Source organism: Arachidicoccus ginsenosidivorans, from assembly GCF_007971385.1.
In the GTDB taxonomy this organism is placed as follows: domain Bacteria; phylum Bacteroidota; class Bacteroidia; order Chitinophagales; family Chitinophagaceae; genus Arachidicoccus; species Arachidicoccus ginsenosidivorans.
The window spans coordinates 113,575-129,297 of the sequence record NZ_CP042434.1; the positions used below are offsets into that span (position 1 = coordinate 113,575).

The 15,723-nt window shown below is 40.4% G+C and carries 8 protein-coding genes; 1 reads left to right on the top strand and 7 read right to left on the bottom strand.

Features of this window, described 5'->3' with window-relative positions; genetic code table 11:
* Positions 1-115 precede the first annotated feature (115 nt).
* The 4 genes from FSB73_RS00400 to FSB73_RS00415 form a co-directional block, all read right to left on the bottom strand.
* Positions 116-1,720, bottom strand: a complete 1,605-nt coding sequence (locus tag FSB73_RS00400) for a BspA family leucine-rich repeat surface protein (protein ID WP_317132890.1) — start codon at positions 1,718-1,720, stop codon at positions 116-118.
* Positions 1,693-2,892, bottom strand: a complete 1,200-nt coding sequence (locus FSB73_RS00405) for a hypothetical protein (protein ID WP_146779663.1) — start codon at positions 2,890-2,892, stop codon at positions 1,693-1,695. The genes FSB73_RS00400 and FSB73_RS00405 overlap by 28 nt, the downstream gene beginning before the upstream one ends.
* Positions 2,889-4,751 (bottom strand): sialate O-acetylesterase, encoded by a 1,863-nt coding sequence (locus FSB73_RS00410; RefSeq protein WP_158639355.1) that lies wholly within the window; start codon positions 4,749-4,751, stop codon positions 2,889-2,891. Before FSB73_RS00410 ends, FSB73_RS00405 begins: the two co-directional genes overlap by 4 nt.
* Positions 4,752-5,289: 538 nt before the next feature.
* On the bottom strand, positions 5,290-6,540 hold the full coding sequence (locus tag FSB73_RS00415; RefSeq protein ID WP_146779665.1) for a cellulase family glycosylhydrolase: 1,251 nt from the start codon (positions 6,538-6,540) through the stop codon (positions 5,290-5,292).
* A gap of 693 nt (positions 6,541-7,233) precedes the next feature.
* On the opposite strand from FSB73_RS00415, the gene FSB73_RS00420 reads away from it, so the two are divergent.
* A complete protein-coding gene (locus FSB73_RS00420; RefSeq protein ID WP_146779666.1) occupies positions 7,234-8,022 on the top strand; it encodes a response regulator in 789 nt (262 codons plus the stop codon).
* 211 nt (positions 8,023-8,233) lie between these two features.
* On the opposite strand, the gene FSB73_RS00425 is transcribed toward FSB73_RS00420, so the two are convergent.
* The 3 genes from FSB73_RS00425 to FSB73_RS00435 all read right to left on the bottom strand — a co-directional run bounded on the left by FSB73_RS00425 (position 8,234) and on the right by FSB73_RS00435 (position 15,572).
* The gene (locus FSB73_RS00425; protein ID WP_146779667.1) at positions 8,234-10,426 is read right to left on the bottom strand and encodes an alpha-glucuronidase family glycosyl hydrolase; all 2,193 of its coding nucleotides are present in this window, start codon (positions 10,424-10,426) and stop codon (positions 8,234-8,236) included.
* 260 nt (positions 10,427-10,686) lie between these two features.
* Positions 10,687-12,483, bottom strand: coding sequence for a RagB/SusD family nutrient uptake outer membrane protein (locus tag FSB73_RS00430; RefSeq protein ID WP_146779668.1), 1,797 nt, complete (start codon positions 12,481-12,483; stop codon positions 10,687-10,689).
* A gap of 23 nt (positions 12,484-12,506) precedes the next feature.
* Positions 12,507-15,572 (bottom strand): SusC/RagA family TonB-linked outer membrane protein, encoded by a 3,066-nt coding sequence (locus tag FSB73_RS00435; protein WP_225974328.1) that lies wholly within the window; start codon positions 15,570-15,572, stop codon positions 12,507-12,509.
* Positions 15,573-15,723: the final 151 nt, after the last annotated feature.

Sequence of the window (15,723 nt, forward strand, 5' to 3'; positions counted from 1 at the left end):
GTTCAGTTTGTTTATTTATTTAAATAGATATTCTCCCGGCTAATTGTTTTAAATCATCCAACCTGTAAGCGCTACGTTTAGGTTGACATGTACTTAATAAGTAAATTTTTGTATTTTACTTTTTAATAAACTTGATTTTCTCAGAATCTCCTTCCAAAGCCGCATAATAAACGCCTGCGCTAAGCCCTACCAGGGGTATTTTATTGATTCCCGTTAATAACTTATATTCTCCTACCACCTTGCCTGTAGCATCAAAAATGTGCAACCTGCTTTTGTTACTCTTGCTTAAAATCCTGACATTGATGTAACCTGTAGCCGGGTTGGGGAAAACATAAACATTCGCATCCAGTGGCTGCCAGATGAGCTTAACGATATTATGGCTGTAACTAATTTTGCCATCTTTGTCTACCATTTTAAGCCGGTAATAGGCTTTGGCTGCAGCCTGAGGTAATGTAATACTATAATAAGAACCAGCTCCACTTGCGACACGCTTGCCTACAAGGATAAAATGTCCTGTAATGATGGTGCTATCTTTGCTTTGCTTTTGGCCCTTATTTTGCTGATTATTATCATATAATGCTTCCAATTCATAATGGTCGAACTGAAGTTCTTCACCCGATTGCCAGGTCAAGGTGGCTTGTCCATAATTTATATATCCCTTAAAGCTAGCAAGTGTCACGGGCACTGGCGCTTCTGAAACGGTGCATTGTCCCATTATATCTCCAGCAATTGTCCAATTTTTGTTGCTTATTAATGCATCTCTGGAATTGGAAGCATAATCCTGATCATATGATAGGTTGGTTACACCAAGCGTCAATTGCGAAGGGGTACTGCTATTTTCCGACCAACCTTTCAGTGTTTGGCTATAATTACTGCAATCCATACCGCTATTACTGAGCATACTCACTAGTGATCCGTCATTATTTTTAGCCTTAGCCACACTGGATAAGTTCCAACCACCGAGGTTTTGATTAAAAGCTGAGGCCGAATTAAGTAGGGAGACCATATTAACAACCTTTGCTGTATTCCAACTGCCAATATTACTATTAAAACTCTTTGCATCATAAAACATAAAGGCCATATTGGTAGCGCTGGACACATTCCATCGACTGAGGTCTTGATTATAAGCATGGGCGCTTTGCAGAACATGCCCAATATTCTCCACATGACTGACGTCCCAACTGCCAAGCGGCTGATTAAATTCGGTAGCACCATTAAAGAGATTACTCATATTGGTAACGGCAGAGACATCCCATTTGTCCAATGGCTGATTGAAGGATTTACAGCCTTTGAAGCTACTATTTAAGGTGGTAACCTGGGACAGATCCCAGTTGTTGATATTTTGGTTAAAAGCAGTAGCCCCGTTGAAGAGATTACTCATGTCTGTTACATGGCCGGTATGCCACTCGTTCATGGCCGGATTGGTTGTAATACCACTGCAACTTCTAAAGGCACCGGACATTTTGGTTACCAGGGCCAGATGAGGGGTATCCACTGCATTGAGTGTTAGATTGCTGGCGCCACTAAAAGCGCTAGCAAAGCTGGTCCATGGGATACTACCCCACTGCTCGACGCTCAGTAGTTTTTTGGGCGTAGCCGTTCCTATTTGAAATGCGGTAAAACTGCCACTGCCAGGTGTGATGGATACTAAATAGGTGCTGGCCTTGGGAAAGTTGACGGTATTATTGCCACTTACACCTGTGGCCCCCCTGTGCTGGATGGATCAAACAGGTCCTCCCAGTGAATGCTAAAATTACTGCCTGTAGCCTTGAACTGGATATTGGTCGCTGTGCCGCCCGCATTGTCTGTTTTCCAGGTGGTGGCAAAGGAGCCCGGCGTCACATCTGCTACCTTAGTAGGGGTAAAGGTAATGGTCGCCTGGTCACTGTCTGTTGGTTTATCCAACTGTACACTGAACACATGGGTGGCTGCATCCATTTGCACATCTCCTTTATCGGCTCTGACAAACTGAGGGCAATATCCTTGTAGTACAACAGAGGATTCACCGGGAGCAAACTGGACGGTCACCTGCAGCTCTTTGCCCATGGGCTGGATAGCAAGGATTCTTTTCGCACCAGTAGCAGCGATCTTGCCAGCATCACCCAAAAAGGCAATGCCGGAACTGGTCACGGGGGCTATAATATAATAATTAAAGTTATCCGTGGATACCTGATCGGTAAAAGCAGTGGTTGCGGCCTGTACTTTGACTGTTTTGGCGATGGGGTTGTAAATAGCTACTTCTCCTATTGCCCCCAGCTCCGTGGGTTTAAAGGAAAAATCACGGACTGTATGCGTATCATCGCAAAATGCATACAGGTAATCGGTTGTGATATTGCCTGTTGCAGTGTGGGTATAGGTATAACCTAGCACCGGTTTACTGTCTCCTGCCGCCATAGACAGGTAGCTTTGATCCAAAGGTAGGATGGGTACATCTGGGCGCACAATCTGACCGTCCTTTCTGGCAGCCATCAGAATATTACCCTTGTTTTCTTTGCCAATAGCGTCTCCTGTGCCTACTGGCCCGGCAGAGAGTACGGAAAACACCATATTGCCCATTTCTGTGCTCTTGAAGACATCGCTCCAGGGCATCGTGCCTGTCTCATAGGCTAACTGGGAGGTAAACAAAAACTTAAACCATTTATTGTTTTTAAAACGATCGTCACTGGTGCGGATAGTGGTGAGGTTATTGTATTTTAATCCCTGGAGAAAATAACGGGGCATGGCCATGCAATATTGAAGGTTGATGCCTCGGCTGGCTGCCTGGCTGGCCATATTGTCTGTAAAAGCGTCTGCTACAGTTAATGTGTTTTGCATCTCAGGGGAACCGCGGTAGATATAATCCAGCCAATCTTGCTCATAGCAGCTAACATTTGCAGCTTTAAGGTAGCTCATGATGTCTTGCCAAAAGGCAGGATCAGGGACATAATTCCCGATACTTGATACTGCTCGTTATAAGGGCTTCTGGGATCTACCCAACGGTTATGGGTAACCAGGGGCACACCTAGTTTCCCCTGGAAACCTTTTAGCTCATCCGGGAATACAAATGGGTCTGCCACGTAATCCATCAGACCGCCATACAGGTTCCAGGCCCCCGTAGGTAGTTTTGAGTTTTTATATCCGGGGCCTTTTACGCCTGTGGCGCTATAATTGCTTTTTTCATACCACCAGCTGTCTAGTTGCATATAACCAATGGGGATATCGTTATCGTCATAATATTTTTTTAGATTAAGTAGTGTCTGCTCATAGCCCAGATTGGTATCGTAGTTATAATAATAAGCTGCCCCATTATCGGTCCAATAGCCATAATATTTAAGCAGCGGATCCTGATCTTTATCCGGAAAGGATCGGTCATATATATCCCTAAGAGAGGCGCCCCAGCTATCCCAGCTTTCTCTTATCCCGTTATCCATGACCATAATGGTGGAATAGGAAAATCCTGCTGGATAACTGGTAATATCCTCATTAAGGGTGCTGGTAATTTTACTTGCGCCGTCTCCTTCCATCTTAGCAACCATAAAGTGTGATGCAGGCGATATAATACAAGCGTTTTTATTATCATCAAAGAAAAGCCAAGGTGTAGAAGTCTCATTTAGCTGGAACTCGGGCCAGGAAAAATGATCATTATGATAACTAAATGGATGCATGCCGGAGGGCATGGATGTGAAGTTTGGGAAACCTTTAAGTGCACCACTCTGGCCATTGGGAAGACTGATATCAAAAATAACAACAGGACTGTTTTTGTACCAACGGATGGAACCGGTTTTATTGCCGCCATCCCAGCTGAAGCTGGTCTTGGTGTAGTCTCCCACCTCATCATTGCCGCTAGCTGTGGTGATATCTGTTAGCGCCTGCCCTATGGATCCCGAAAAATGCCAGCCAGTTATATTAGAAGTTATTGAATAGTCACCCGTGCTGGCATCAACTGAGATACTGGCAGGCTCATAGTCCTCTAATTGTTCCATCTTTACCGCATAGCGTTTGCCTAAGGTATCCGCAGATACTGCATTAAAATGAAGTGCGTCCCCTCTGTCCGACAATCCTTCGGAGGAGACGACACCTACATCACTCAAATGTTCAGTTAACTGCGGTAATTGAGTATTAATCATATTATGTGGCGCATAAAAACGCCCCAGTTCACCAACAATAAACGGCAATTTAGCATTTCCAACTTCTTGCCTGATATTGGCAATCAACTGGTAAAGTTGCGGCATATAATTTGGGGCAAGATCAGTCGTACAATCCGATTCCCCTTGGTGCCAGATAACCCCTTTGATTATCCCCGCCTTCATTGCTTCTTTGATACGCGTTATGGCATCATCATAGGGATGTGTGTTAGTGGCTGCATCATAAGCACCCGGCAGCCAGTGTTCAATCGGAGAACCGCCCACGGCACAAGGCACAAGCCCAATCTTAATATTAGGATTAACTGCATCATCATACATTTTCATACCAAAGGCAAGCCCAGGGCCTACACCATCCTGATTAGGCTTCTCATAGTGCAGCGGGTTATGTGCTACTTCCCACTGCATATTTTGATTCAAGGCAAGTACATGGTCATTATGAATAGCCTTATTCTCATCTGTCAGATAGCCCCTTCCTGCCATATTAGACTGCCCCATCAAAAGATAAATATGAAAGGAACTGTCTGGCCCAGTGGCAATAGTTCCACGGGCCAGCACTGTTCCTGTAATGCACAGAGACAACAAGAGGCCTATCAACTTGATGAAATGCGCAATATATCTACGTCCCAAACGACTATTTTTTGACATAAAAACGTATAATAATCCCATTTTGCTTAAAACATTTAAGTGGTATGGCAATTGAAATATTTACAATAAAAAATTAAATATTAACGAATAACTCTTTAGATTAAAAATTTATGCGCAACAACTGAAAGTCTACCAAAAGATCAGAAATCATCAAACATGATTACACAAAAATAAAAGCTAATGAATCTAGCATTACATGTCAAGTTAAAGGCGGCGACCTGCAATTGCAAGAGCCGCCTTACACTACTCCACACTCAAATTCAAATCTTTTAGACAGTTTAGTCATTAAGGATAAACAAATAGTCAAAATCAAATCCTTGGTTGTATAAAATATCTCCCTCATTTTTACACTTAGTCATAGTATATTTTTTGAAGATAATATATCAGCCTATTTCATAAACTGCCACATTTTCCTATTCTCACATAATTTCAATAATACAGTTCATATATATCAACACACATTACCCATTAACATCAAGACACCTTCTAATGGGTTGTATTTTAAGCACTTAAATTAGAATCATCTTACAATTTTCCCATTCAACTTTTTAATTAGTTCAACTTCTTGTCGATTGTAAGGTGTATAATTTTTCCTCAGGATATCGTGAAACCATAGATCAGGCTCCCTTCCATCCGGCATTGGTGTATCCCATGCATATTTAGTGTTGGTTTTACCTTCGACAAAACCCCAATTTATAGCACTAACATTTTCTCTCTTAAGCATCGGAAGGGTATTACTAAAAAGGCTGCCTTTTGTTCTGGCCATATATTCTGTACAAAACAATGGTTTACCATTCGTTTTTAATAATTCTATCACTCTTTTATGCCATTCTGGTTTCTCATAATCATGATAGGTGATGATATCTGAATTGGCCATTTGAAATTTGTTGAGTTCATCTAAATCCCATTTCCAAAGGCCAGCAGTAATTGGCTGATCTGGCCGAACAGCCTGTGCCCACTTAAAAACTGCCTTCAGTAAGGGTAGTGATTTATTTCCCTTTCCACTATTGCCTGGTTCATTATATAAATCCCAGGCCAACACACGATCATCATGTTTGAATGAAGTCAAAATGTCTGTAACATATCTTTTTAATTCTGAAAATGTAGATGGGTCCTCTGAAGTGGGTTGTCCTGGATCCTGTAACCATCCTGAATTGTGTATACCGACTTTGGGTTCAGGTTGTTTACCAGGATAGCCCTGTTTATTCCAGCAATCATCGAAAAAAACAAACATGGGTTTAATATGATGCCTTTCCGCAATAGTCAAAAATTGGTCCATTCGCTTTTTAAACCCCTTTGGATCCTCTTTCCACGCAATACTATGCAAAAAAACACGCATAGTATTAAAACCAATATCCTCAGCAAGCTGAAATTCTTTATCAATCAAACTTGGGCTGAATGTTTCTTCTTGCCACATCTCCAGTTGATTAATTGCATTACTAGGAATATAGTTAGCTCCAATTCTCCAGCCTGACAGTGAATACCATTCACCTGCCTTTTCAACAGACCACACTGAATTTTTAAAGTTTGTTCTTGTAGACAAAGTCGCTCTAACCGATTTATTCTCTGCAGCATTACTCAATTCAAAACAAGCACTAACCAAAATACCAAATATGAAAATAAAGCAGCTCGCCCCTATAACTGACCGAATTACCTTTCTATTATGCGCAGTAAAGGTAATTAAGGGCAAATGCTTTTTAATATTAAGGCAGGCGTTTATGAACGGATGCAGCACTACTTTAATGCTATTTTTAGTTCTTTTAATTCCCATAATAATTATCCGATTAATGAGCCTCTGTAAATTTATTGAATATATTATACAACAGTTTTTATGTAAACAAGAAGCAATTAAAATGATGCAGTGACCTATAAATAAAACCCCTAATGACTATTGGCGCACCTCCCTACCCTCCCAAATAAAAGTAAAGGCTTTATTTTCTTTCTTAAAGCTGATCCATCTTCTTTATCGAAGATGCTAATTTTTATTTGACAAATGTGTAACAGAATAATTATAATAGAACGATCATTCTTCTCATAAAATCTACTAATTTTATCATTTTATTAATTACTGACACCGCCAATTGTTAAACAATTAACTTATTTGAGAATAAATCTTCCATTAGAAGCGGTGATCTTTCTTGTTTCGATTTTCTGAAAAATTACAGAATATTCAGGTGATGAACCCTAGTAGACTTACAAAAGGCCGATCCACCAAAAATAGGATCTTCTTAAAATTGTATTCAGGTGAACACTAAAGGCAAGCATAATTATTCTTTAACCGTTAATACAGCGTACCGCTCCAGAGAAAAAAGTTCCTGATTAATCATAAATTTTGCAAAAATCACATCAAGATCAATTGAAACTTGCCATATCAGCAAGATTTATTAAATTCGTTTTAACTTTAGCATTAAAATAAAGTCAAATTAAGGTTAAATACAAAAGTTACTCAAAATCAATAGGGACAATGCATTTTTTTGATACACATACACATAAGGCCACTATTCTGATTGTCGATGACAATACTGAAATTCTAGAATTCTTGCAGGATGACTTAGAGGAACATTACCACGTGCTCATAGCAACCTCTGTCAAAAAGGCAATGCCATATTTCGAAAATGAAATGATCTCGCTGGTAATCAGTGATATTCTTATGCCCGAGACAGATGGTCTAACTTTTTGCAATACAATAAAGACAAATTTGGAGCTGAGTCATATTCCAGTTATCCTTTTAACAGCTAAAAATGGAATTCCTGCACAAATTGAGGGATTAGAACAAGGGGCAGATGCCTATATTGAGAAACCTTTTTCACCTGAGTATCTACAAGTACAGATTGCCAACTTACTAGATAACAGAAGCAGGATGCGTTCCTATTTTTCCAGCTTTCCGCTTTCTACTATTCACAGTATGGCTCACAACGCTGCTGATGAACAATTTTTGGATAAATTGCATCAAGTAATTGTCCAGCACATCGATGACCCGAATTTAGATGTTCATCTACTTTCCAGTAAATTGTTCATAAGTAAACCTACCTTATATAGAAAGATAAAATCAATTTCTGATATGACACCAGGCGAATTGATCAATCTCACACGTCTAAAGAAATCTGCGGAATACCTTTCTGAACAAAAATACAGCATTAATGAAGTTTCTATTATGGTTGGCTTTAATTCCGCTACCCATTTTGGAAGGTGTTTCCAAAAACAGTTTGGCATGAGCCCGAGTAAGTTCTTATCAACGGGGGATACTCAATAAAATGATAACTGTAGTAAACGAATTCAAAATTACCTGAATCCATTTATTTCAAAATACTGTCCGATTATGCTTTTTCAAATTTATGTGCTAACTGCTAGAATGATCCGGTTAATTTGTGCAGGATATCACTAGTTAAGGCATCAAAATAGCTTCTTTAATTACCCTGCGCAAGGTTTAGCAATACGCTCTACAATATGCTTTATTTATCCAATCACTGATCGTCTAAATGATAGGGAAAGGGTAAATCAGGTTTGAATGTCGGATAATTCCAATACGCTTTACCCGGTTCTTTGCAATCCTTAGGCAACGGTCTTTTTGAATACTGTTGAAAATAAAGTACACAGCCATTTCTCCACCATTTAGCTTCCAGATGTTGTTGTTTTAATAGTTGGGTGACATAATTAAAACGATCTTCATCAATCTTACCTTTCATGGACTGCCAGATTTGCTGCATGGCGGCCACTTGCTTCACGCCTTGATAATAGTAATGTACGAGGGAATTCCACATGGTCTCGCCAGTGGCAATTTTTTGATCCCAACCGATATGATGAAACCACAAGATTAAATTGAGTGGCGTCGTTTTTAGATTACTGTATTTTGAAGCTAATGCGGGTGCATACTGACTAACCGCATCTGAACCTGTTACTGTTCGGTCTAGACCTATACCTACGCTATCTGCATGATGGTATACCTCAGCGGATTTAGACCAAGGACCCGGGCCGTAATGCAGGGCAAATTTCATAAGGTGGCTCAGGCCCAATGGTGTCATATAATTCACCGCTACTTCTCTGGAACCCAGCATCAGTTTTTTTATGGGGTTTACAAAACCGGGGTCATTGGTAAAAGTCATTTTGAGCCAATCTGCTGCAATACTGTCGGCAGATGCCATAGGATTCCAGGCAAATCTGCCAAATGCATACCAATTTGCCTGACCAAAGGGATGACCACACCAATTAACATCCGTTCCTATATTAGCGACTCCTGCAATGCCTGTCAATCTATTATTGTCGTCAGTTCCTGGATTAACGCGCTCTTCCAACACCTTCGCAATAGTGGTACCCGGCCCCTTTTGATAGGTATCTTTTCTTAAATATTCCTGAAAAAGACTACCTAAATATACCAGGTGGGTGGCAAAGCCAAAATATTCCTGCGTAATTTGAAATTCCATCATCATATGGGTATGGGGCATGGCGCCAAACAGTGGATTAAAGGCCTCCCTGGGTTGAAAATCAATAGGGCCATATTTAGCCTGCAATAATACATTTTCATCAAATTTACCATCCAGCGGCTTAAACTCGTCATAGCCTTGTTTTGCCCGGTCAGCGCCTTTTTTATTTTCGTACACAAACGTGCGCCACATAACAATGCCACCATATGGTTTTAAGGCTGCGGCCATCATATTTGCTCCATCAGCATGTGTTCTGCCGTAATCACCCGGACCGGGCTGTCCTTCTGAACTGGCTTTTACCAAAAAACCGCCGAAGTTAGGGATATAATGATAAATCTCTGCCACCTTATCCTTCCACCATTTAATGACGGCAGGATCTAAAGGATCCGCCGTTTTAAGGTGTCCAAGTTCTTTGGGTGCACTAAATTTGGCAGTCAGATATACTTTTATGCCATAGGGCTTAAAGGCTTTTGCTAGTGCGGCCGTCTTGATTAAATACTCTTTGGTCAAGCTTTTTACACTGGCATTGACATTATTGAGTACTGCACCATTGATCCCAATGGATGCATTGGCTCTGGCATAATCAATGTATCTTTTTTGGATTATTCCAGGTAAGGTTTGCCAGTTCCAGAGAGAATATCCCGCATAACCTCTTTCAACAGTGCCATTCAGGTTATCCCAATGATCTAAAATACGAAGTTTTAATCTGGGCCACTGCTGTATATTGAGCGCTTGCAAACTTTGGTGTGTCTGCATCAGCTTCAGCAAGTGAAAACTGCCATAAAGTAACCCAATATCCGTATTTGCGGCAATTAGAATTTGCGGTACACGGTTCTGCCTAACGGTTTTGATAAGGTAGCCTTCCTGCCCGATCTGTCTTAATTCAACTGTAGAAAATTGAGCTGCAATTGCTGGTTGATCCAGTTTGGCTAATACTAAACGGTTGGTCTTGAAATCAATGGCAGCATTGCCCGTTATGGAAGATACATTAGGCACCTTACCTATCATCAGATTTATGCCGTTTATTAACTCTTTAAGGGCAGCATTTATTGTTGGACTTTGATTACAAACAACAATGCTGGCTAGTTGATGCTGATAGGCCTGTCTGAGTTGCCCATTTTCTATTGGCATGTATCTTAACCATAGATTATATCCGTTTTCAGCGCGCACTGCGCCCAGGTTAAAAACTGAAAAAATGGCTAATATTACCACCAGCTTGTAAATTCTTTGCTTCATGGCTACTTTTTCTTCTTTGTCCAAATGTGATGATGCGTCTGTCTATCTGTCTGCCTGTCTGCACTCATCAATACTAAACATTCCTCTAAGCCGGTGACTAAAGTAATGAAGTAATAGTAATAGTAATAACAAAAATGGGGAGTGTATTCTCCCCATTTTAAAAAAGGTATAAGGCCTATTATTTGTAGGCGACGACCTGTAACTACTTAATTAAGTAAGTAAGTAAGTAATAAAAAGATGGTGTTGCCAATTCAAAACACCTACTGTTCTGGAGCAACATTGCTTTCAGCACCCGGGTAACCTATATTCTGATTGATATGCCCTTCTGAATTCGCTAATATCCAGTTTTCTGGAATCGGCCAAAGCACATGATAGGGTTTCATAACATAGGCATTGGTTGAATAGAAGTATTGGGTCGCATAAAAGTTATTCTTTTTCATGATGCGATCATAATACCAGTTCTTTTGACTGAAATTATCCAAGGAATAACCATTTCTTTTTTCCTGTGCCATAAGGAAAGCGATTCTGGTTAATTCAGATTTACGGTGTTCTTCCAAATATAATTCTCTTGCACGTTCACTCAATATGTCATCTAAGTTTACATTTGCCAAAAGAGGTGCCTTGGAGCGCGCACGGATGGTGTTTACGTCTTCTGTCGCTTTAGAGATATTATTCAACCACCAGTAGGCTTCTGCTCTTATCAGGTAGGTTTCTGCCAGTCTAAAGACATATGAATCAGTAAACCCACCAGAAGGAGCCTTCCCTTTATTAATATCATCCTTATATATCAACACTTTAACAGTAGGAAATGAAAAATAACACCGGATGGTATCTCCTACATATTTTGCCTGAATAGGTTTACCGAACCATGCAGCACTTCCGCCTTTGGAAGCAGGCCGATTATAATATAACCTGGATTTATCAAACCAGTTATTTGGATCGTGTCTAAGATCTGCACCACAATTTTCCCAAATCTCGTACTGTCCGTAATTAGAAGGACGTATTTTAGCGATACCACGACCAAGGCTATCCACTTCTTCATATCCATCATATGGAGCGGCGTCATAGGTAGTACCCTGTTTACCATCTGGGGTTTTTACTACGCCGCCATTGCTCCAATAAGGGACAAAGTTGCGCATTCTGTAGGAACCATTTACAGATCCGTCTCCTGGTACACCGTAACGCTCCTGTACTACATACAACCCTTCCTTATTTTCTGGCGCACTGATATTATCTGGATCAAAAAGGTCATTGAATACATCTAGTTTGGGATTGCTGGCATTGACACCAAAACGGTCTGTCATTAGTTTTTTGCCATAATTATTAATACACCTGGTACAGGCATCAATTGCATCTTGAAAATCACCTAAAGCGAGATCAATTTTTGCTAGCATATGTTCGCCTGCTGCCCGGCCAACTGCGCCTGGCTGCGCGTCCAAAGGTAACCACTGCACTGCAAACTCCATATCAGATTTCATCTGTTTTAGGATTTTTGTCCTGGAAGCCGTTTTAAAATCAAGTTTCGGTGAGGTCACTTCGTCAAGAGATAATGGCACATCACCGAACTCATTGACTAACAGATAATACCAATAAGCTCTATGAAAATAACCTTCTGCTAGGATGGCATTTTTGGCTTCTTCTGAATCAAATGTCGCTTTTGGTACATTACTGATAACTGTATTGGCATAGGTGATACCATCCCACCCAAGCAACCAATAGCGCATATACAAATTATAATTGGAGGTTGGTGTGAGCTGCGTTTCCAAGTTATGAATCTCCTTGGTTTCCGGACTACCTATTACAGACAGATCCGAGAAGGCATATTCATACACAATGGGTGTACGACAGGTACCTGCATCAAAGGCGTCACCCACCCATTCAAGTTTCTGTTGTTTTCGGCAGGTAACAAGCGCTGATTCCAATCCCGCCTGATCTATAAAGACATTTTCTGGAGCATAAAAGGATAAGGGCTCCGGTTTTAATTTCACACAACTATCCGTACTAGCCAGTATACAGATGGCCAGGGCAGCTTTTATTATATTATATCTCGTTTTCATATTCTTGTTATTGTATAATAAGTTTAAAGGGTAACGTAAACACCTAGGGTATAAATACGAGGCACCCTACTCATAGTTTCCGGATCGTAATATTTCCATTTCGTAATAACAAATACATTATCAACACTTGCCATGACTCTTAATGCAGGAATGGAATATTTGCGCAAGATCTTTTCAGGAAAATTATACGTAAGGCTGGCATTTTGCATCCTTAAAAAATCCCGTTTTTCGTAAAAATAAACGGATGGGTTACTGGAATTTGAGGCCAATCTTCCATAGGTATTAGAGGGATTAGTAGGCGTCCAGTAATCATTCCAAATGGAATTTGAACTCTGAAAATATCGGTTATCTTCATTACGTCGCATATTATTTCTGCCCCAGTAATCAAACTCACCTCTTATAACAAAGGAGAAATCGAAATTTTTAAACAATTGAAGGTCACTTCTAAGGGAAGCTCTGTATCTAGGCACTGAAGAACCCAGCCAGACTTTGTCATCATTATTTACTACGCCGTCCTTATTCACATCCAGCGCTTTGGGATCTCCGGGCTGTTTTCCATAAACTTTGGCATCATCTTCTTCCCCTAGTTGCCATATACCCGTCACCTTATAATCACGAATATCGTCTAAGCCATGTCCGATATACCAACCGTTGGAGATATCATCTGCCTCTTTGCCTGTAGTCGTATCCGTTGTGCCATACAAATGCACAATATCGTTACGATTCATACTGAAAATCAGTGAGGTAGACCAAACTACTTTATCAGGTATATTGATATTTAGGCTGGTTAGTGATATTTCAAGGCCTTTATTGTCTACTTGTCCCAGGTTAGCCAGTACACTGGTGTAACCTGTAAATCCAGGCAATAACCTATTGAGTACTAAATCGGTTGTTTTGTTATAATAGCCATCGATTGTCCCAGATAAACGGTTATTCCATAAACCAAAATCAATGCCTATATCGGTAGCGTGTGTGGTTTCCCATTTAATGTTTTCATTGGCCAGTCTGGTCTGGTAAACACCCTTAACATTTTCGCCTCCTTCTATATTATCTAAGATGGCCAGTGTACCTAAAGCTGCATATCTACCAATATCTCTGTTACCACTTGTTCCCCAGGAAGCTCTTAATTTAAGGTCATTAAATATGGACCCTTTCATGAAATTTTCCTGTGATATTCTCCAGGCTGCCGCAAATGCTGGATAAGTCCCATAGGGATTGTTTTGACCAAAGGCGGAGAATCCGTCTCTACGAATAGAAGCCGTTAATAAATATCGGTCTTTAAAACTATAATTAACCCTGCCTAATAAGGAAGTTCCTGTCTGGACCTGATCGTCTGAATTCGTTAACGGATTGATACCTGTATTTAACTGATGATAAATAAGGTTTCCATTGGGTAAGAATCCTTCGTTGGAGGCAATGGTATTGTAGGTATTAAACTGTTCTTCTCCTGCTACTGCTGTTAACTCTATATGATGGATCTTATTGAAGCGGTAATCCCAATTGAGGATATTTTCTACACTCCACTCATAATCAGAGTATTCATTACGGGAGGCTTTGCCTCCGGTGGGCACCCCTGCATTCTTATCGGAAGTATAATTATAGGTTTTCATCCAACCATACCGGTTATTCCAGTTTGTCCTGAATGTGATACCATAAGGTAGGGTCAATTTACCATATAGTGTGGCATTTAATGTCTGCACTTTATAAAAATAGCTATTGACAGTAGAGGCATATAATGGATTGGCAATTCTGGCATCCCCTGTCGGGTAAATAGCCAGGGAGCCATCATCATTGTACATATTGCCATAGGGGCTCATTACATCTGCATTTCCTTCATTAACGGTTAGTGTATTATCTGTTCGATCAGCAAATTGGGTCGTTGTACCAATTTGTAACCACTTGGTCACATTAGATTCAAGATTGATTCTCGCATGCACGGATTTAAAGTCATCTCCTACTATAAAACCTTTGTTATTTGTATAACCAATAGAGGTATAGTAAGAAGTGCTTTTGCTTCTTCCGGAAACGGCTACGTCATGATCTTGTCTGAAACCGGTTTGATAGACTGCATCTCTCCAGTCCACCGCTTTGCCAGCTTCGTAGTTTTTAATCTCTATATCACTTAGTTGCAGCCTAGATAACCATGTTTCAATATAATCTCCATCAAACTCACCATCATAGGTAGACCATTGTTCTTTGGTCACTCCATCTGGGAGATTATTTGGATTATCATAATACCCTTTACCCTTTTGGGAAGATGCTGGATTAAAATAATCTATGGTTTTAAAATAATCTGATCTGCGCTGAATATACTGTGCTGGTGTGGGGCTAGGGGGTAAACCAAGCATTTTTGCCACACCCAGCTTGGAGCTGAATTCCACTTTGGGTATTTCTGAGGTACCCCGTTTTGTCGTAACGGCAATAACGCCAGCAGACCCTTTAGCGCCATATATGGCTGTTGAACTCGCATCTTTGAGTACATCAATACTCGCAATGTCATTGGGATTGATATCGTTAAGATTACCATTAAAAGTCACCCCATCTAAAATAATCAAAGGCGTTGTAGAAGCAGTCAGTGAGGCGGGACCTCTAACCTGAAGGCTACCGCCACCTGCAGCATTATTATTAATGGAAACATTTACGCCAGGTATTGTACCTTTTAGAAAATCAACAAAGCTTGTGGCTACTTTGGTATCCAATACCTTTTTGTCTAAATGGGAAATAGAACCAGTCAGATCTCTTTTGGTGGATGTTCCATAACCGATAACGACTACGTCGTTTAAGGAACTGTCACTGGTTGCCGCTAAAACGACATTTACAATAGAATCCTCCCCTAATAGTTCTACCTTAGGCATATAACCTATCATAGAAAACTCTAGGGAGTTGCCTGAACTTGCTTTTAAACTAAAATGGCCATTGTCATTAGACATGGTCCCGGTTTTCGTATTCTTTAGTAATACGGAAACCCCTCTTAATGGAAGTCCGTCATTGTTTCTGACGGTTCCAGAATAGGTTTTTTGCTGCGAATAACCGGCAATCGCTATAAGTATCCCCGGCAACAGACAAATTAAAAATTTAAATTGCTTCACGTTTTTGATTTTTTTGATGATCGACCCATTAAACCCAACTTTTTCTATGCTTCGTATATATCCCAACTCTTATTACAGGGCCTAAGCATAGCATACCCCGTAACGCTGTAAATAACAATCAGCAAAGCCCTTGTAAAACCTACTTTATTTC